Genomic DNA, 18,078 nt, shown 5'->3' with positions numbered 1-18,078 from the left:
ATAAATAGTTACAAATGTGTAATTTTTATTAAAATTAAAGTAAAATTATATTTTGTTTTTTACATTCATCAATAATTTCAGGAGTCCAAACTGAAGCTTGGACCTCTCCTATATGTCTTTTTTCAAGGAAAAACATACAAAGTCTTGATTGTCCTATCCCGCCACCTATTGTATATGGCAATTTTTTATTTATTATATTTTTGTGATAATCCATACTCATTCTTTCTGTCTTATTTGATTCTTCAAGCTGATTTTTAAGCGAATTTTCATCGACTCTTATTCCCATACTGGAAAGCTCAAACGAATCTTCTATAACAGGATTCCAAAAAAGTATATCTCCATTTAATGACCAATCATCATAATCAGGACTTCTCAAATCATGCGGTTCACCAGATTTTAATTTATTCCCTATCCCAATTATAAATACCGCTTTTTTCTCTCTGCAAATTTCCCTTTCTCTTTCTTTACCTGTTAAATTAGGATACATATCTTCAAGTTCTTGGCTTTTTATAAAATATATTTCATCCGGAAGCTTTTTTTCAAAAACAAGTGGATACAATTGATTTATATACTCTTCCGCTCTTTTAAAAACTTCAAATATTTCTTTTACGACCGACCTTAAGAAATATTCATTCCTATCTTCTTTCTTTATAATCTTTTCCCAATCCCATTGGTCAACATATATAGAATGTATTTTGTCAAGTTCTTCGTCAGGTCTTAAAGCATTCATATCTGCATATATTCCCTCATAACATTTAAAACCATATTCTTTAAGAGCATTTCTTTTCCACTTTGCAAGAGATTGTACTATCTCAACATTTATATCATAATTTCTAATATCAAAACTAACAGCTTTCTCAAAACCGCTTAAATTATCATTTAATCCGGTTTCAGGTCTTACCATAAGTGGAGCTGATATTCTTGCCAAATTTAAACTATTAGCCAAATCTCTTTGAAAATAGTCTTTTAGTGATTTTATTGCCATTTGTGTTTCTTTTAGATCTAACTTTGTCACTTCTGAATTATTTCTCATATTACCTCCAAATAAAAATATCCCCTCATCAATGATGAAAGAATATTTACTAACTATTAATTAAGCAAATTGATATCCCATTTCTTCTGAATAATCTAAAATTGTCTCCACTATAAAATCTGTCATATTATAACTAAGTTTCATAGCATAATTTAAATCATTTGAAAAAGAATTTTCTTCCGACTTATAGTTATCAATAACATAATTAATATAATTTTTAACCGTAAAAAATAAACTATCTAACGAATTACATTCAATATTTATGCTATTAATAGAAATGTGGTTGTTTTCAAAATTATATTCTTTTGCATAATCATTCAAATCAGACTCATATTTAATATGTTTTTTCATATTTCCAATAAAAGTCATTCGATATGCATGAGGGTAACATGTATAATCACATAAATAGTGTGAAATTATACCTATTCTTTTGCTCAAATACTTAATTAAAAATGAATTTTTATCACTATACAAGTCAGCATATCTACATATAAAAATTAAATTTACAATTTCTCTACAAATAAAATTTATGCTTTCTTCTTTATAATGTCTTTTAAACTTATAATATGGCAAATAATCCGGTGCAACAGCACCCCACTCCAGTTTATTCAAGTTAAGTTCTATTCCATATTCATATAAAATTTTATCATAAATTTTACCTGCAATTTTTCTGTGAGTTTCAGCTAATATTTTTAACACTCCCATCAAAAAATTTGTACTTATTTTAATATAATATATCTATTTTGTCAATCTTTTAGTATTTAATGTTTGATAAAACAGAATCTATTGTATCCCAAATATCAGAGGTTTCAAATCCTTTTCTCCAGCTTGCAATTCCAGCTAAATTATATTTATTTATAAGAGATGTTTTCCACTCTATTGACTTTGCATCTTCAATCCATATTTTATACAACTTGTCATTTTCGGAGTATTCTGTATAGTCTTGTTTTGAAACATCATCCCAACTAATTGAACTGCCTTTTGATTCTATAATATTTTTTACTTGATTCATAGATAGCGAACTTGATTTTACATTGCTATCATTTTCACTCCACAACCTAGAATATAATGGTACACCTAAAACTAATTTTTCTTGTGGTATTTGCCTAAATAGAACGTTTAAATTACCTTCAACCCATTTATATTCAGCAACTGAACCTGCTTTTTTTGACGATGCCCAATGTTGGTCGTATGCCATTAAAATTACATAATCACAAAATCTCGCAAGTTCTTTTCTATTATATGGTTCTTTTGTAACATCACTTGAAATTTGTGGTGTAACATCTACACTAACTTTTAGACCTTCAGAATGAAACATGCCGGAAAGTTCTCTTACAAACTGCGTAATATTTTCTCTATCTTCAATTTTGGTGTTTTCAAAATCCACATTAACACCGGATAATCCATATCTTTTTGCAAGTCTAAGTGTTTTTGTAGCTAAAATATATCTTGATGAACTCTTAGATAAAACTTCATGTGTTAAATCCGCATTAAATGAGTTATCTAAATAAGCCCAAACCTCAATTCCAAGTGCTTTATATTTATTTACGTATTCTTGATTTCCTCTGTCAATTATATCTAAATTAGAATTAGCTACAGAAAACCATGTAGGGCATATTACATTTAAACCTTTTATAGAAGTTATAGCATCTATACTTTCTTGACTTTGAGGTCCATATGTATAATCCCATGTTAAATTGAGAGGCTTAACAGCCTCTCCATTATCAATTCCAATTTCTAATTTAAACTTATTTTTGGGAAATTCAACATCAAGCAGTGATTTTTTAATATATCCTGAATATCCATCAATTTCTCTAACTTTATAAAAATCTCCCTTTTCTCCATAAACATAAACTTTATTATCCCTCTTTAAAATTGATACTATCGGAGATTTTATGCTATCTTCCTCACGCATATTTAAGCCATCACCAGTAGGAATTCCTACTGCATATTCAATATCTTTTCTATCCATTACAAGAACTTTTTTATCTTCAATATATCTAAGAGATACCGGATAGTCATATATAAATATTTCTGAAGGAATTAAAACCTTTCCATCTTTCTCAATTACAGCGGATCTTAATCCTACTCTTTGATCATTCAAAAAAGCTTCATTAGCACCTAAAACTATTCTCTTTGTACCCTTAGTATTTACAAAAATTACAGCTTTTTCAGATTCATCATAAGATATTGTGTCGTCAATATATTCTTTTATAAAATCTAATGATAGATAATATTGTCCGTCAATCTTAGCAAAATCTTTTTTATCTATATCCTTATCTTCATAGATAAAACTAAATTCTTTATATTTAGTAGAAGTTTCACTTGAACCTCTTGAATTTAAAAAATAAAATCCTCCTGCCGCAAAAATAAGTAATATAAATATAAAACCAATAAAAAATTTTTTCATTTCATCATCCTCATTAATTTAATATCTTATATTATATAGCTTATGAATTAAAATTAAAAGCCTTTAATTAAAAAATAGGACTTATACAAGTCCCATATTTTAATTAATAATTTACTTTTTCCTTAACTTTAGCAGCCTTACCTTGTCTATCTCTTAGATAGTACAATTTAGAACGTCTAACTTTTCCCTTACGAACTATTACCAATTTAGCAATTCTTGGCGAATATAATAAGAATGTTCTTTCAACTCCAATTCCATAAGAAATTCTTCTTACAGTAAAAGTCTTTCTTGAACTTTCTCCTTGAATTTTAATTACAGTTCCTTCAAAAACTTGAACTCTTTCTCTTGAACCTTCTATAATTCTATAGTGAACTTGAACTGTATCACCAACACTCATCTTAGGTAAATCATTTTTTATTTGTTCTGCTTCAAGTGCTCTAATAATATCCAATTTGTTACCTCCCTTCAAACTCTATATCATTTAAAATCTTTTTTTCATAATCAGATAATTTATCTCTATCTAATAATTCAGGTCTTTTTTTCAGTGTAACCTTTATTGCTTCATAAATTCTATACTGTTTTATTTTTTCGTGATTACCGCTTAACAGAATTTCCGGAACATCATACCCATTAAAACTACTTGGTCTAGTATACTGAGGATACTCCAAAATTCCATTATAATGAGACTCTATGCTGTATGATTCATCAGAAGACAAAACTCCCGGAAGAAGCCTTGTAATTCCATCAATCAGCACCATAGACGGTATCTCCGCTCCAGTTAATACATAATCACCTATAGAAATCTCTTCATCAACATAATTTTCTATTATTCTATTATCTATTCCCTCATAATGTCCATTAAGAAGAACCAGATGCTCAATTTTCGAAAGTTCAATTAACTTTTTCTGTGTTAATGTCTTTCCTTGAGGTGATAAATAAATTACCCTAGAATTTTCAGATTCAACAGATTTTATTGCTCTATATATAGGCGGTGCCATCATAACCATACCTGGCCCTCCTCCATAAGAGTAATCATCAACCTGCCCATGCTTATTTTCAGAAAAGTCTCTAATATTTACAGTATTAATCTCTATTTTACTTTCTTCAATAGCTCTTCCTACAATACTATAATTTCGGAGAGCATCAAAAAACTCAGGAAAAAGTGTAAGAATACTGAACTTCAATTAATCAACCCCTCTATAGGGTCTATAACAATAATCTTATTATCAATATCAATCTTTTTTACAAATTGTGAAACAGCAGGAATTAAAGATTCGCCTGTTTCAGATTTTAATAAATATAAATCATTTACAGGATTTTCTATAACGTCTTTAATTTCTCCAAGCTCATTATCATTCAAATCAAATACCTTACATCCAATTATGTCATTTATAAAAAAGGTATTTTCTTCCAATTCAATCCTATCAGCATCATCAATATATAAAAACTCATCTTTAAATCTAAGTATATCATTTATATTATCAATGTTTTTAAATTTTAAATATACAAATCTATCATCATAAGATACATTTGATACTTCAAATTCTTCAAGATTTTTGCCGATAAAAACAGTAATCAAATCCGAAAATCTATGAACCGAACTTGTTAGTGGAAAAATTTTAACTTCTCCTTTTATTCCCCTTGTATTGATAATCTTACCGATTATTGTACACTCACTTAATTTCTTCAATTTCTAAATTAACCCTTATATTTTCCTTAAGAGAAATAGCTTTTAAAATAGATCGAATAGCCTTTGCAATCCTACCTTGTTTTCCTATAACCTTTCCCATGTCACTTTGTAGAACACTTAGAGATATAACTAACTCATCATTCTCTCTATGTGATGTAATCTTTATAGAATCGGGACAATCAACTAAAGATTTAGCAATATATTCAACTAATTCAACCATTTGATTCCTCCATACAAAAGATTACTCAGCATCTTCTGTCTTTACTTCTTCCACTTTAGCTTCATAAACACTATTTTCTTTAAACAATCTATCAACAGTATCTGTTGGTTTAGCACCGTTTTTTATCCATTTATTTGCTTTTTCTGAATCAACTACAACCTTTTTAGGTTCAGTTAGTGGATCATAATAACCAATTTCTTCAATAAATTTTCCATCTCTCGGACTACGAGAGTCTGCTACAACTATTCTATAGAAAGGATTCTTTTTAGCTCCCATTCTTCTAAGTCTAATCTTAACTGCCAATTAATTCACCTCCATTAAAAAAACTAAATTTATATAAAATAAATTCCAACTACTTAAAATGAAAAAGGCATTTTAAATCTCTTATTTTTCATTGTCTTTCCCATATTTCCAAATTGTTTCATCATTTTTCTGAGATCTCTAAATTGTTTTAAAAGTTTATTTACATCAACAGGTGATGTACCACTTCCTTCAGCAATTCTCTTTCTTCTGGAAATATCTATAATTTCCGGCTTTTGTCTTTCTTCCTTTGTCATGGATTTTATAATAGCTTCAACTCTTGCAAATTCTTTATTATCAATATTAATTCCCTTAAGCATTTTATTATTCATACCCGGAAGCATTCCGAGAATATCCTCAAGAGGTCCTAAATTTTTCATTTGCTCAAGCTGATCTAAAAAATCATCAAATGTAAAAGTCTGGTTTCTAATCTTCTGTTCAAGCTCAATAGCTTTCTTTTCATCTACTGCCACCTGCGCTTTTTCAATTAAACTCAAAACGTCTCCCATTCCAAGTATTCTCGATGCCATTCTGTCAGGATGAAAAACCTCAATTTGATCAAGTTTTTCTCCCATAGCAATAAACTTTATAGGAACATCAGTAACAGCCCTTATTGAAAGTGCAGCTCCACCCCTTGCATCTCCATCAAGCTTGGTGAGTATAACACCACTCAATTTTAAAAGCTTATCAAATGAATCAGCAACATTAACAGCATCCTGACCTGTCATAGAATCTAAAACAAGCAATACTTCAGATGGATTTGTCTGTTCATTCATCCTAAGCAATTCTTCCATAAGAGATTCATCTATGTGAAGTCTGCCGGCAGTATCTAATAAAACAACATCATTCCCATTTTTTTTAGCATGTTCCAAAGCTGCCTTGGCAATATCAACAGGATTTATTTTATCTCCCATAGAAAACACAGGAACATCAACACTGCTTCCAACTATCTGCAACTGTTTTATTGCAGCCGGTCTATATACATCGCATGCAACAAGAAGTGGTCTTTTACCATTTTTCTTCATTAAATTAGCAAGCTTAGCAGAAGTTGTTGTCTTTCCTGCACCTTGAAGTCCACACATCATTATAACGGTAGGTTTCTTAGAATAATCTATTTTAGCTTCACCTTTACCCATTAAAGAAGTGAGCTCTTCATTTACAATCTTTATAACCTGCTGTCCCGGAGTTAAGCTCTCAAGTACCTCAGAACCTAATGAACGTTCCTTGACACTCTTTATAAAATCTTTAACTACCTTGAAATTTACGTCTGCTTCTAAAAGAGCAAGTTTAACCTCTCTCATGGCAGCATCAATGTCTTTTTCAGATAGCTTTCCTTTTCCTCTCAGCCTTGACAGTGTATCTTGTAATTTATCCGACAAAGATTCGAATACCATCAATACACCTCCTCTTTATCAAAAATTGTGGAATATATTTTTCTCAATGTTATATCATCAACACTCTTTGAATTATTTTTAAATTCTGAAAATAAATCTCTAAGCAAAGCAAGTTTATTTAATCTTTCTTCATAGCTTTTAACTAAATCAAGCTTTTTCTCATAATCAATTAATTTTTGTTCTGCCCTTTTAATATTATCCGATACCGCCTGTTTAGAAATACAAAGTTCTTCCGCAATTTCATTTATAGAACAATCATATATATAATACATAGTTATTGCTCTTTCTTGCTTTTCAGATAATAGCTTTCCATAAAAATCTAAAAGAGTATTTATTTCAATTACTTTATCAATCATAATATCACCACAATCACTTACGGTCAACCTTTTTCATTGACCTTATTAATTATACTTAACAAGCTATTTTATGTCAATATATTTTTAATAAATATAAAAATTTTTTATTATTTATATCTTCATTTACATAAAACTCACTATTTATATAAAATATATTAATAAAAACTCTTAGAGACACTACCCTAAGAGTTTTTATTCTATCACTTATTTTTAATTTGTAATTTCTTTTGATTCTATTTCAGATTTTAAAATATTTATAAATTCTTCCACTTCACAATCTTTAATTTCTTCGCCGTTTCTCTTTCTTACCGAAAGTTTACCTGAATTTACTTCTTGTTCTCCAACTACAAGCATATAATTTATTTTCTTTAGCTGTGCTTCTCTTATCTTGTATCCAACTTTTTCTGCTCTCTCATCTAAATATACTTTTAAACCTGTATTTTTAAGTTTTATTTCAAGTTCTTTTGCAAATTCGGCAAATTTTTCAGATACAGGTATAATTTCAACTTGTATCGGAGACAACCACAATGGGAATTTTCCCGCAAAATGTTCTATCAATATTCCCATAAATCTTTCAACTGATCCGAGTAAAGCTCTGTGAAGCATTACAGGTCTTGCTTTTTCTCCCTTTTCATTTATATATGTCAAGTCAAAATTTACAGGCATTTGGAAATCCAACTGAATTGTTCCACATTGCCATGTTCTTCCAATAGCATCTTCAAGATGAAAGTCAATTTTAGGTCCATAAAATGCTCCGTCTCCTTCATTGATAGAATATTTGATATTTTTCTTTTCAAGAGCTACCTTTAAACTTTCTTCCGCTTTATTCCAAGTTTCAATATCTCCCATAAAATCTTCCGGTCTTGTAGAAAGTTCAACTGAATATTTAAATCCAAATGTTGAATATAAATAATCGGCAAGATCTATCATCTTAAATACTTCTTCTTCAATTTGAGATGGCAAGCAATATACGTGAGCATCATCTTGAGTAAATGTTCTTACCCTAAATAGTCCATGAAGTGCTCCTGACAATTCATGTCTATGAACTTGTCCAAATTCAGAAAGTCTTATTGGGAGCTCCCTGTATGAATGAGGATTTGTAGAATATACTATTGTAGAGCCGGGACAGTTCATAGGCTTTACAGCATAATCTTCTCCATCTATTTTTGTAAAATACATATTTTCTTTATAGTGATCCCAGTGTCCTGATCTATGCCATAGAGCTTCATTTAAAATGATAGGAGTTTGTATTTCTCCGTAGCCGTTCTCAATTAAAACATTTCTCCACCAACCTAATAGTTCATTTCTAAGTATCATTCCATTAGGATGGAAAAATGGGAATCCCGGACCTTCATCATGCATTGTAAATAAATCAAGTTCACGTCCAAGTTTTCTGTGATCTCTCTTTTCCGCTTCTTCAATTCTCTCTATATATTCATCAAGCTGTTTTTTCTTTTCAAAAGAAATTCCATATATTCTTTGAAGCATTTTATTATTTTCGTCACCTTTCCAATATGCACCTGCTATTGAAAGTAACTTAAATGCTTTAATTGCTTTAACATTTTCCAAATGAGGACCTTTGCATAAATCATAATAGTCGCCTATTTTATATATACTTATATTTTCATCCTCTATACCTTCTATCAACTCAAGTTTATAATTTTGTTCCAAATCCTTAAATAGTTTTATTGCTTCCGCTCTTGGTAAGGATAATTTTTCAACTTCATATTCACTTTTTATAATTTTTTTCATTTCTGATTCTATCTTTTCAAGATCTTCAGGAGCAAATCTGTGTTCAACATCTATGTCATAGTAAAATCCATTGGCAATCGATGGTCCTATGGCAAATTTACTTCCGCTAAATAAATTTTTTATTGCATAAGCCATAACATGTGATGTTGTATGCCAAAAAATTTGTTTTCCCTCTTTATCATCAAATTTAAGAACTCTAAAATCGCAGTCACAGGAAACTAAATCTTTCATTCCTAAAGTTTCTCCGTTAACTACTGCTCCTACTGCAACTCTTGCAAGTCCCTCTGAAATATCCATTGTTATCTCTTTTACAGTTTTTGAGCATTCATATACTTTTTCTGAGCCATCAGGCAATTTTACTATCATTTTTACCTCCAAATAAAAGAGGTTTATCATCCGAAAGGACGATAAACCGTGGTTCCACCTTAATTATTCCTTAATCATCTTATCGCGACTAACACGCCTCGCATTACCAAGGTACTCAGGGTTAGTTTTCAAATAGCTTTACTTAAAGAACTTTCAGCTGATGTTCTTCTCTCTGTGAAGATATTTCTATTCTACTTATCCCATCTACGTAAAATATTATTGATATAATAACATAACTTATTTAAAAAGGCAACTATCTAATTTCGAGAATACTTCCATAATCTTCAATGGGCTCATCTGTCAAAATAACATATTCTTCATTATTTCGTTCTAAAAATTCAATCATTTTTTTATAACTGCTGTGATTTTTAAAATCTCCCGTAAACATGATTTTATTATCTAAAAATCCGGATGCTCCGCCTATAAATCCGTAATTAAAACCTCTAAGCACTATCTGCCCATGTTCTATTAAAAGTATATTAAAAATCTCTTTAAGTTTATTATAAATGTTATCATCAGATGTAATTAATGAATTTTTGCCTATAAGTATGTTACACTTAGTATACCCTTGTCTAACATTTATAAACTTATAATTTCTATCTTTATAATAATTTATTACTTTCTTGTCCGTATAAGATAAGTTATGTATAAAATATCCATTATAAGTAACAAAATTCAGCGCTACATCCAAAGGATATTTTTTATCAAGAATTTTTTCAGTTTCTATTAAATTATATCCTTCAAAATATTTTTTATAATAATCAATATTTTCTTTATCACAAATAATATCCCTGTTTTCTAATGGTCTTAATAACATATCAGGATGACAATTTATACCATCAAGCAATTTTTTATTTTCTGTGGTATATATTAATTCGTATCCCATTTTTAAAAGTTTATTTTTTAGTTTTGAATTTATATTTTTATCTACTACAAGTCTTGTCATCTGTTCATTTCATAAAATAATATTGAAGCAGCAACATTTACATTAAGAGAGTTTATCTCTTCAGACATTGGAATATAAATTTTTTCATCACTATAAGAAAAAACTTCATCACTTACTCCTTTTGCCTCGTTTCCGAATGTAATTACAGAATTTTCAGAAAATTTGTATTCATATGATGCCTTTGCATTCTCAACTGAAGTTGATATTATTTTAAATCCCTTTTCTTTTAATTTTAAAATTTCATTTTTGCTCTCTACTATATAAAGTTTAACCCTAAAAACCGATGCCATTGTAGATCTTATTAATTTCGGATTATATAACTCAACTGTATTTTTAGATAATATTATGCCGTCTAACGAAAAAGCATCAGCAGACCTTATTAAGCCACCTACATTTCCCGGATCTTGAAGATCATCTAAAAAAGCATATTTACCATTTTCTATTTCATTAATTCCATTAATGTGTATATGTTTAAAATACGCTATAATTCCTTGTGAATTTTCTGTATCAGTGAGCTGTTTAAAAATAGTATTTTTAAAATAATATATCACCACATTATTTAACTGATATTTTAAAATAAGATCGGTTACTATTGATTTATTAAATGTATCTGATACTGCGATATACATAGGTATTTTGTACTTTAAAGCTTCTTCTAATACTTTTATTCCTTCTACAAAAAAAATTTTATCTAATGTTCTTTGCTTCTTGTTTAAAAGAGACTTTAAATATTTGAAGCTTTTATTATCTTTACTTTCAATAATCAAATCATTTTTCATTTAAATTAAACTTATCCTTTATTCCTTCTATAAAATCTTTGTTTTTTTCATATTTAATTATATTTTGAAGTATAAATTCCGTAACGTCTTCTGTAGACTCTTTATTCATAATACGTCTAATTGTCCATGCAAACTCAAGCTCATCATTATTTAATAAAAGCTCCTCTTTTCTTGTTCCGCTTTTATATATGTCAATCGCCGGAAATATTCTTTTTTCAGAAAGTATTCTATCAAGGTGAACTTCCATATTTCCGGTTCCCTTAAATTCTTCAAATATTATATCATCCATTTTTGAACCTGTTTCTATAAGTGCTGTAGCAAGTATGGTAAGGCTTCCCCCTTCTTCAATATTCCTTGCTGCTCCAAAAAATCTTTTCGGTTTATGCAAAGATAATGGATCAAGACCACCCGAAAGTGTTTTTCCACTTGTTGGTGTTGTTAAATTATATGCTCTTGTAAGCCTTGTAAGTGAATCTAAAAGTATGACCACATCTTTCTTTTGCTCAACTAATCTCTTAGCTCTTTCTATAACATTTTCTGCAACTTTGATATGATTTTTAGGTTGTTCGTCAAATGTAGAATATACTACATCCCCTTTAACTGAACGCATCATATCTGTAACCTCTTCAGGTCTTTCATCGATTAATAAAACTATCAATTTTACTTCAGGATAATTTTTTGAAATAGAAGATGCTATTTTTTTTAAAAGAGTTGTTTTTCCGCTTTTAGGCTGTGATACTATAAGTCCTCTTTGCCCTTTTCCTATTGGTGAAATTAAATCTATAATTCTTGTTGCAATATCAGATGAATCACTTTCAAGTATAAGCTTTTGTTTTGGATATATTGGAGTTAAATTTTCAAAATAAGGTCTATTTATACATTTATTAGGTTCAAATCCATTAACACTTTTTATATAAATCAGCGCATTATAACTTTCACCAGGTTTTGAAGGTCTTATTACTCCTACTACCTCGTCACCATTTCTAAGTCTAAATTTTCTTATTTGAGATGGTGATACATATATATCTCCTTCTCCCGACAAATAGTTATTAACCCTCAAAAATCCATAACCATCTTGGTGTAAATCTAAAATTCCGCCAACATAATTTATATCTTCCATCTCTTCAATAATTTCAGTAGCATTATCAGATAGATCTTCTACATTTATGACTTCCTCATATTCGATTTTTTCTTCTAAACTATCTAAAAAATCGTCATAATATTCGTCAAAAGTTAGATCTGTTTCTATATTTTGTATCTTTAAAATCTCTTCAACTAATTCAGTTTTTCTATATTCATAGGATTTTTTAATATTTAAATTATCAGCCATATCTCTTAATTGGCTCATTGTCATATTATTTAACTTGTTTTTGTTTTGAATTTGAATATCTTGATTTGATTGTGTAAGTAATATATTTTTTATTAATTCTTCTTTTTTTAATTTATAACTATGAGATATTCCGTTATTTGTTGCTATATCTCTAAGTTCTGCTACAGATAATTTTTCAAGCTCATCTTTTTTATATGAAAATATCATAGGTTTTTTTCCCTTAACTATGTAATTATAATAATCTCCTCTCGTAAGTGAACTATGGTCTTTAAGTCCCATAGAAATTGCAATATTACGCAAATCTTCAATCGGCTTACTGTCTAAAATTTCATTATTTTCTATTTTTTTCTCCATATATACTCCTAAAGGCACAAGGCCTGAATATTATTTAGCATATTCAGGCTTTTGTGATAATTTGTGATTTGATTTAATAGTTCTTACTGTTCCGCTCGGAAGTCTAAGCACTAATGTTTCAGTCTTGGCTGAATCTTTTCCGAAAAATTTAACTCCATCTAAAATTTCTCCCTTAGAAACTCCTGTTGCAGAAAATAAAACTTCATTTCCCTTTACAAGATCATCAATATAGTAAATTTTTTCTAAATCACTATTTAAATCTTTACATCTATTCATTTGCATTTCATCTGTAGGATGAAGTCTTCCCTGAAAATCTCCTCCTAAACATTTAAGAGCTGCCGCTGCAATAACTCCTTCAGGAGCTCCGCCCATTCCCATTATAAGATCAATACCTGAATCTTCAAAACAAGTTTCAATAGCAGTAACTATATCACCATCAGAAACTTTTTTTATTCTAGCTCCTATAGATCTTATTTCTTCTACTATTTTTTCGTGTCTTGGTCTATCCAATATGGCAACTGTTATATCTTCAATGTTTTTATCAAGAGCTTTAGCTACCCTCTTAATGTTTTCTGTAGGAGTATCATCTAAATTTATTTGACCTTTCGCTTTTGGACCACATGCTATTTTATCCATATAAACATCAGGCGCATTCAATAAACATCCTCTTGGTGCAACTGCAACTACCGCAATAGCATTATTCATTCCCTTTGCTATTGATGTAGTTCCGTCAAGCGGATCTACTGCAATATCGACTTTATCAAATTCTTCGCATGTTCCTCCGATATGTTCCCCTATATAAAGCATAGGAGCTTCATCAATTTCTCCTTCTCCAATTACTACTACACCATCAATTTCAACAGTGTCAAACATTCTTCTCATTGCGTCAACTGCAGCTCCATCAGCAGCATTTTTGTCTCCCTTTCCAAGAAATTTTGCTGCAGAAAGTGCAGCAGCTTCAGTTACTCTCGCAAGATTAAGTGCTAAATTTCTGTTCATTCTAAAAATCTCCTTTTGTTCTAACATCTCTAAAATCTTTCAAAAACTTCTCTATACCAATCTCCGTAAGGGGATGAGTAGTCATTTGTTTAAATACTTTATAAGGTATAGTTGCTATATCTACACCACTTTTTGCACATTCATAAACATGAATTGTATTTCTTACAGATGCAGCTATAATTTCTGTTTCTATTCCGTAAATATTGAATATTTCACTTAAATCTCTTATTAATTCCATTCCATCTTGTCCTATATCATCAAGTCTTCCTACAAACGGACTTACATAGTTTGCTCCTGCACTCGCTGCAAGAAGTGCTTGATTAACAGAAAAAATTAATGTTACATTTGTTTTTATTCCTTTTTTTGAAAGAATATTAACCGCCTTTAAACCTTCTTGTGTCATAGGAATTTTTACTATTATATTTTTGTTTATTTTAGAAAGCTCCATAGCTTGAGTAATCATAGTTTCGCTGTCAAGAGCTGTTACTTCTGCAGATATCGGTCCGTCTACTATTTCTGCAATTTCTCTAACTACATCTTCAAAAACTCTTCCCTCTTTTGCTATAAGACTTGGATTTGTTGTGACTCCGGATATAATTCCCCAGGAATTAATCTCCCTTATCTCATCTAAATTTGCAGTATCAATAAAAAATTTCATAATTTATCCTCTTTCTACTAAAATTACAACAGCCTCTGCTGATATTCCTTCTTCTCTTCCTATAAAACCAAGATGCTCGGTAGTAGTTGCCTTTACAGATATATTTTTAATATCTGTATTTAAAATATCCGCTATTGTTTTACGCATAGCAAGTATATGATCTTTTAACTTTGGTCTTTGTGCTGCAACGACAGTATCAATGTTTCCAATTTCATATCCTTTATCTATCATTATATCATAAACTTTTCTAAGAAGTATTTTAGAATCAATATCCTTATATTTATCATCTGTATCAGGAAACAATTTACCAATATCTCCAAGTGATAATGCTCCTAAAATGGAATCCATTATTGCGTGAATTAATACATCTGCATCAGAATGTCCAAGAAGCCCTTTTTCATATTCTATCTCTATCCCTCCGAGAAAAAGTTTTCTATCTTCTACAAGTTCATGAACATCATATCCTATACCTATTCTCATGTTACCTCCTAAGTATTATCCTTATTAATAGCCTCTGCAATAATTAAATCTTCCGGAGTAGTTATTTTTATATTATTATAGTCATTTAAAATAAGCTTTACTTTTCTATTTGTCTTTTCTACCAAAGAACAATCGTCGGTTCCATAATATCCTTCATCATAAGCCTGCTTATATGCTCCAATAATTATATTTTTTAAAAATACTTGCGGAGTTTGAATTGCCCAAAGTTCTGCTCTGTTTGGAGTATAATCTACAATTTCGCCATTTAATGAAACTTTTATAGTATCCTTAACCGGATTTGCAAGAGTACAACTTCCAGTTTCAAAAACAGACTCAATAGCATAGTCAATTTTAGCTACATCAACAAAAGGTCTTGCCCCATCATGTGTCAAAACTATTTTTGTATCATCCGGCATATTAATGAGTCCATTATAAATTGAATCTTGCCTTTCTTTTCCACCATATACAAGCTTAAACGGCTTATTAATTCCATACTTACTTATAATTTCTCCAACATAATTTATATCTGAGCGCCTTATTATTAAAATAATAAAATCAATATATTTAGAAAATTCAATTTTTTTAATCGTATGAGCAAGTATCGGAATATCATTTATAGATAAAAACTGTTTATTCAAACTATTTTTCATCCTCTTACCCATACCGGCAGCAGCTATTATTGCCGTTACATAATTATCCTTATACATTTTTCTCCTACTTATTTAACTGACTAAGTGAATAGTTTATAATTTCCTGTGCCATAGGAGCAGCAACTTCTCCACCAAGTTGGTCTACATTTTGAATTACAATTGCAACTGCAATTTGAGGATCTTCGGCCGGCGCAAAACCTATAAACCATGCATTATTAATAGATTTTTCAACTGAACGTTGTGCAGTTCCTGTCTTTCCTGCTACCTGCACATTTCTAAGTGCAGCACTTTTACCGGATCCTTTATTTACAACATTTATCATCATTTCTCTAATTTGATTTGCCGTTTCTACTTTCATTGCTTCTGATAAAACTTCAGGTTTGTTTTCTAATATAGTATTCCCCGCATTATTAGTTACTTTAGAAACTAAGTACGGCTTCATCATTTTCCCTTCATTAGCAACTGCAGATGCTACCATACACATTTCAAGCGGTGTTGCTCCAATATCCGCTTGTCCTATACCTGCAGATGCAAGTGCCTGATTATCCCAATCTTTATACTTACATTTTGATATTGCGAGCTCTGTTGTAGTTGTATTTAGGTCAAATTGAATTTTTTTGTTGAACATAAATTTTTCAGCAGTTTCACCAAACTTATCTTTTCCAACTCCTATTGCTTTATTTGCAAAATATGTGTTCACTGAAAAAGTGAATGCTTCCATTAAATTTATATCTCCATATACCATATTTTTAGAGTTTTTTATTGGATAACCGCCCAATTTTTCTTCACCTATATCAGTATAATCTTGATTTATTCCACTTTCTATTATTGATGCCGCTGTAACTATTTTCATAGTTGAACCGGGAGTATATAATCCTTGAATTGCATTATTAAAAAATGCTCCTTCATTTCTTTCAACTATTGCAGCATAATCTTTGTCTATAGACTCGACATTAAAATCAGGATAAGAAACTAAAGATAAAATTTCTCCTGTTTTTGGTTTCATTACGACTATAGCGCCTTTTTCTCCAAGTTCATCAAGTAAATCTCTTGATCTTTGTTGTATATTGGTATCTGTTGTAAGAATCAAATTATTTCCTGCATTAACTTCAATTCTCTTATCAAAAAATGCCCTTATCGCCTTTAATGTATTACTTCCCTCTCTTCCAAGTAAGTACTTATTATAACTTGATTCAATCCCCGAATTTCCTCTAACTTTACTGGAATATCCAACTAAGTGAGAATAAATTGTAGGGTATGGATAATGTCTTTGGTACTTATATTTTTCTCCATCTGAATATGCTAACACTTCTCCATTTCTATCAGATATGCTTCCTCTTTTTATTTCGGCAACTTTTAACACATCTCTTCTGTTTGCAGGATTATCTATAATTTTAGATGCTTTAAAAACGGTAAAGTAACTTAAATATAATATCAAAGACAAAAATAAAACAATTAAAAAAACTAGTAATGTCAATATTTTTTTGTTTTCTTTTACGTCCATTCTACACCTCATTATACTTATAAGACATATCTTCACTTGCAACTTGAAGTATTCCAAGCGCTATACAACTTGAAATCATTGAAGATCCCCCATAAGACACAAACGGCAAGGTAATTCCTGTCATTGGAATTAATTTAATTACCCCACCTATATTTAAAAATGTCTGTACTGCAAAAAGTACAGCAACACAAATTGATATAATTCTATAAAACTTATATTCTTGGCTTATCGCAATTTTTATACCCCTATATGTCAATAGCATAAATAGCATTATTATACCTATTCCTGTAAAAATTCCCATTTCTTCACAAATTATAGGAAATATAAAATCAGAATATCCAACAGGTATCAATTTTGGATATCCAAGTCCAATACCTGTTCCAAAGAATCCTCCCTCACTAATAGCAAATAGAGATTGAACTATTTGACTTCCTTTTCCATAAATTTTATCAGGTGCCCATGGATTTAACCAAATATCGACACGAACTCTAACGTGGTTAAAAATTAAATATCCTAAAACTGCTCCTGCTATCATTAATGCTATATTGACAAGAATTACTTTTTTATTATCTTCATAAACAAATTGAATCCCGGTAAATATTGCCAAAAATATGGCTGCTGTTCCAAGATCTTTTTGAATAAACAACAAGCCTATTAAAAAATAGATAATTATCATTAATGTATATGGTTTAAACCTAAATTTTTTACTTATTTGATATTGGAAACTGGTATAATATGCAGCTACTAAAAAAATTACTATTATTTTAGTAATTTCTGACGGTTGCATTGAAAAGCTTCCCATGGATATCCAGTTTTTTGCACCCATCCCTTGATCGGTACCAAAAACTGCAGTAATT

General features: G+C 29.9%; 20 protein-coding genes. All 20 read right to left on the bottom strand.

The features are described from left to right. Positions 1-34: 34 nt before the first annotated feature. Positions 35-1,033, bottom strand: a complete 999-nt coding sequence (gene asnA, locus HMPREF0629_RS04540; protein WP_009222174.1) for an aspartate--ammonia ligase — start codon at positions 1,031-1,033, stop codon at positions 35-37. Between the two features lie 60 nt (positions 1,034-1,093). Continuing rightward, entirely contained in the window at positions 1,094-1,738 is a 645-nt protein-coding gene (locus tag HMPREF0629_RS04535; RefSeq protein ID WP_255263828.1) for a zinc dependent phospholipase C family protein, read from the bottom strand. Positions 1,739-1,787: 49 nt separating this feature from the next. Beyond that, positions 1,788-3,443 carry a glycosyl hydrolase family 18 protein gene (locus HMPREF0629_RS04530; RefSeq protein WP_009222172.1) on the bottom strand — a complete coding sequence of 552 codons (1,656 nt, stop codon included), beginning with the start codon at positions 3,441-3,443 and terminating at the stop codon, positions 1,788-1,790. Between the two features lie 103 nt (positions 3,444-3,546). Further along, entirely contained in the window at positions 3,547-3,894 is a 348-nt protein-coding gene (gene rplS / locus HMPREF0629_RS04525) for a 50S ribosomal protein L19 (RefSeq protein ID WP_009222171.1), read from the bottom strand. 4 nt (positions 3,895-3,898) lie between these two features. Next, a complete protein-coding gene (gene trmD / locus HMPREF0629_RS04520; protein ID WP_009222170.1) occupies positions 3,899-4,627 on the bottom strand; it encodes a tRNA (guanosine(37)-N1)-methyltransferase TrmD in 729 nt (242 codons plus the stop codon). Further along, positions 4,624-5,133 carry a ribosome maturation factor RimM gene (gene rimM / locus HMPREF0629_RS04515; RefSeq protein WP_009222169.1) on the bottom strand — a complete coding sequence of 170 codons (510 nt, stop codon included), beginning with the start codon at positions 5,131-5,133 and terminating at the stop codon, positions 4,624-4,626. The genes trmD and rimM overlap by 4 nt, the downstream gene beginning before the upstream one ends. Beyond that, the gene (locus tag HMPREF0629_RS04510) at positions 5,117-5,353 is read right to left on the bottom strand and encodes a KH domain-containing protein (RefSeq protein WP_009222168.1); all 237 of its coding nucleotides are present in this window, start codon (positions 5,351-5,353) and stop codon (positions 5,117-5,119) included. Before HMPREF0629_RS04510 ends, rimM begins: the two co-directional genes overlap by 17 nt. A gap of 21 nt (positions 5,354-5,374) precedes the next feature. Continuing rightward, positions 5,375-5,656, bottom strand: coding sequence for a 30S ribosomal protein S16 (gene rpsP / locus HMPREF0629_RS04505; protein ID WP_036728858.1), 282 nt, complete (start codon positions 5,654-5,656; stop codon positions 5,375-5,377). Positions 5,657-5,709: 53 nt separating this feature from the next. Further along, positions 5,710-7,047, bottom strand: a complete 1,338-nt coding sequence (gene ffh / locus HMPREF0629_RS04500) for a signal recognition particle protein (protein WP_009222166.1) — start codon at positions 7,045-7,047, stop codon at positions 5,710-5,712. Further along, complete coding sequence (gene ylxM, locus HMPREF0629_RS04495; RefSeq protein ID WP_039856629.1) at positions 7,047-7,403, bottom strand: YlxM family DNA-binding protein; 357 nt, start codon at positions 7,401-7,403, stop codon at positions 7,047-7,049. The genes ffh and ylxM overlap by 1 nt, the downstream gene beginning before the upstream one ends. A 210-nt stretch (positions 7,404-7,613) precedes the next feature. Next, a complete protein-coding gene (gene thrS / locus HMPREF0629_RS04490) occupies positions 7,614-9,521 on the bottom strand; it encodes a threonine--tRNA ligase (RefSeq protein ID WP_039856628.1) in 1,908 nt (635 codons plus the stop codon). Positions 9,522-9,774: 253 nt separating this feature from the next. Next, positions 9,775-10,467, bottom strand: a complete 693-nt coding sequence (locus HMPREF0629_RS04485) for a DUF6873 family GME fold protein (RefSeq protein WP_009222163.1) — start codon at positions 10,465-10,467, stop codon at positions 9,775-9,777. Next, entirely contained in the window at positions 10,464-11,246 is a 783-nt protein-coding gene (locus HMPREF0629_RS04480) for an RNA methyltransferase (protein WP_009222162.1), read from the bottom strand. The genes HMPREF0629_RS04485 and HMPREF0629_RS04480 overlap by 4 nt, the downstream gene beginning before the upstream one ends. Then, positions 11,236-12,930, bottom strand: coding sequence for a transcription termination factor Rho (rho, locus tag HMPREF0629_RS04475; protein ID WP_036728874.1), 1,695 nt, complete (start codon positions 12,928-12,930; stop codon positions 11,236-11,238). Before rho ends, HMPREF0629_RS04480 begins: the two co-directional genes overlap by 11 nt. 30 nt (positions 12,931-12,960) lie before the next feature. After that, positions 12,961-13,929: a class II fructose-bisphosphatase gene (gene glpX / locus HMPREF0629_RS04470; protein WP_009222160.1), complete on the bottom strand. Its 969-nt coding sequence runs from the start codon at positions 13,927-13,929 to the stop codon at positions 12,961-12,963. 1 nt (position 13,930) lies between these two features. Continuing rightward, positions 13,931-14,587: a fructose-6-phosphate aldolase gene (fsa, locus tag HMPREF0629_RS04465; RefSeq protein ID WP_009222159.1), complete on the bottom strand. Its 657-nt coding sequence runs from the start codon at positions 14,585-14,587 to the stop codon at positions 13,931-13,933. Positions 14,588-14,590: 3 nt separating this feature from the next. Continuing rightward, positions 14,591-15,067: a 2-C-methyl-D-erythritol 2,4-cyclodiphosphate synthase gene (gene ispF, locus HMPREF0629_RS04460; protein WP_036728880.1), complete on the bottom strand. Its 477-nt coding sequence runs from the start codon at positions 15,065-15,067 to the stop codon at positions 14,591-14,593. Between the two features lie 8 nt (positions 15,068-15,075). Further along, positions 15,076-15,774, bottom strand: coding sequence for a 2-C-methyl-D-erythritol 4-phosphate cytidylyltransferase (gene ispD, locus HMPREF0629_RS04455; protein ID WP_036728882.1), 699 nt, complete (start codon positions 15,772-15,774; stop codon positions 15,076-15,078). Between the two features lie 7 nt (positions 15,775-15,781). Then, positions 15,782-17,221 (bottom strand): penicillin-binding protein 2, encoded by a 1,440-nt coding sequence (locus tag HMPREF0629_RS04450; RefSeq protein WP_036728886.1) that lies wholly within the window; start codon positions 17,219-17,221, stop codon positions 15,782-15,784. Between the two features lies 1 nt (position 17,222). Beyond that, positions 17,223-18,078 (bottom strand): FtsW/RodA/SpoVE family cell cycle protein (locus HMPREF0629_RS04445; RefSeq protein ID WP_039856858.1); only part of this gene is annotated, 856 nt, incomplete at its 5' end.

It is taken from the genome of Peptoniphilus sp. oral taxon 386 str. F0131, from assembly GCF_000090945.1.
GTDB classification, from domain to species: Bacteria; Bacillota; Clostridia; order Tissierellales; family Peptoniphilaceae; genus Anaerosphaera; species Anaerosphaera mikwangii.
Note: the sequence above shows the minus strand (reverse complement) of the source record. Positions and strands in the feature narration are given on the sequence as shown.

Excerpts from the sequence above, each read along its gene's own strand:
- HMPREF0629_RS04530 (WP_009222172.1), bottom strand. The coding sequence starts at position 3,443 with ATGAAAAAATTTTTTATTGGTTTTATATTTATATTACTTATTTTTGCG.
- ffh (WP_009222166.1), bottom strand. The coding sequence starts at position 7,047 with ATGGTATTCGAATCTTTGTCGGATAAATTACAAGATACACTGTCAAGG.
- glpX (WP_009222160.1), bottom strand. The coding sequence starts at position 13,929 with ATGAACAGAAATTTAGCACTTAATCTTGCGAGAGTAACTGAAGCTGCT.
- rho (WP_036728874.1), bottom strand. The coding sequence starts at position 12,930 with ATGGAGAAAAAAATAGAAAATAATGAAATTTTAGACAGTAAGCCGATT.
- HMPREF0629_RS04450 (WP_036728886.1), bottom strand. The coding sequence starts at position 17,221 with ATGGACGTAAAAGAAAACAAAAAAATATTGACATTACTAGTTTTTTTA.
- ylxM (WP_039856629.1), bottom strand. The coding sequence starts at position 7,403 with ATGATTGATAAAGTAATTGAAATAAATACTCTTTTAGATTTTTATGGA.
- HMPREF0629_RS04485 (WP_009222163.1), bottom strand. The coding sequence starts at position 10,467 with ATGACAAGACTTGTAGTAGATAAAAATATAAATTCAAAACTAAAAAAT.
- HMPREF0629_RS04480 (WP_009222162.1), bottom strand. The coding sequence starts at position 11,246 with ATGAAAAATGATTTGATTATTGAAAGTAAAGATAATAAAAGCTTCAAA.
- ispD (WP_036728882.1), bottom strand. The coding sequence starts at position 15,774 with ATGTATAAGGATAATTATGTAACGGCAATAATAGCTGCTGCCGGTATG.
- HMPREF0629_RS04510 (WP_009222168.1), bottom strand. The coding sequence starts at position 5,353 with ATGGTTGAATTAGTTGAATATATTGCTAAATCTTTAGTTGATTGTCCC.
- asnA (WP_009222174.1), bottom strand. The coding sequence starts at position 1,033 with ATGAGAAATAATTCAGAAGTGACAAAGTTAGATCTAAAAGAAACACAA.
- fsa (WP_009222159.1), bottom strand. The coding sequence starts at position 14,587 with ATGAAATTTTTTATTGATACTGCAAATTTAGATGAGATAAGGGAGATT.
- HMPREF0629_RS04535 (WP_255263828.1), bottom strand. The coding sequence starts at position 1,738 with ATGGGAGTGTTAAAAATATTAGCTGAAACTCACAGAAAAATTGCAGGT.
- ispF (WP_036728880.1), bottom strand. The coding sequence starts at position 15,067 with ATGAGAATAGGTATAGGATATGATGTTCATGAACTTGTAGAAGATAGA.
- thrS (WP_039856628.1), bottom strand. The coding sequence starts at position 9,521 with ATGATAGTAAAATTGCCTGATGGCTCAGAAAAAGTATATGAATGCTCA.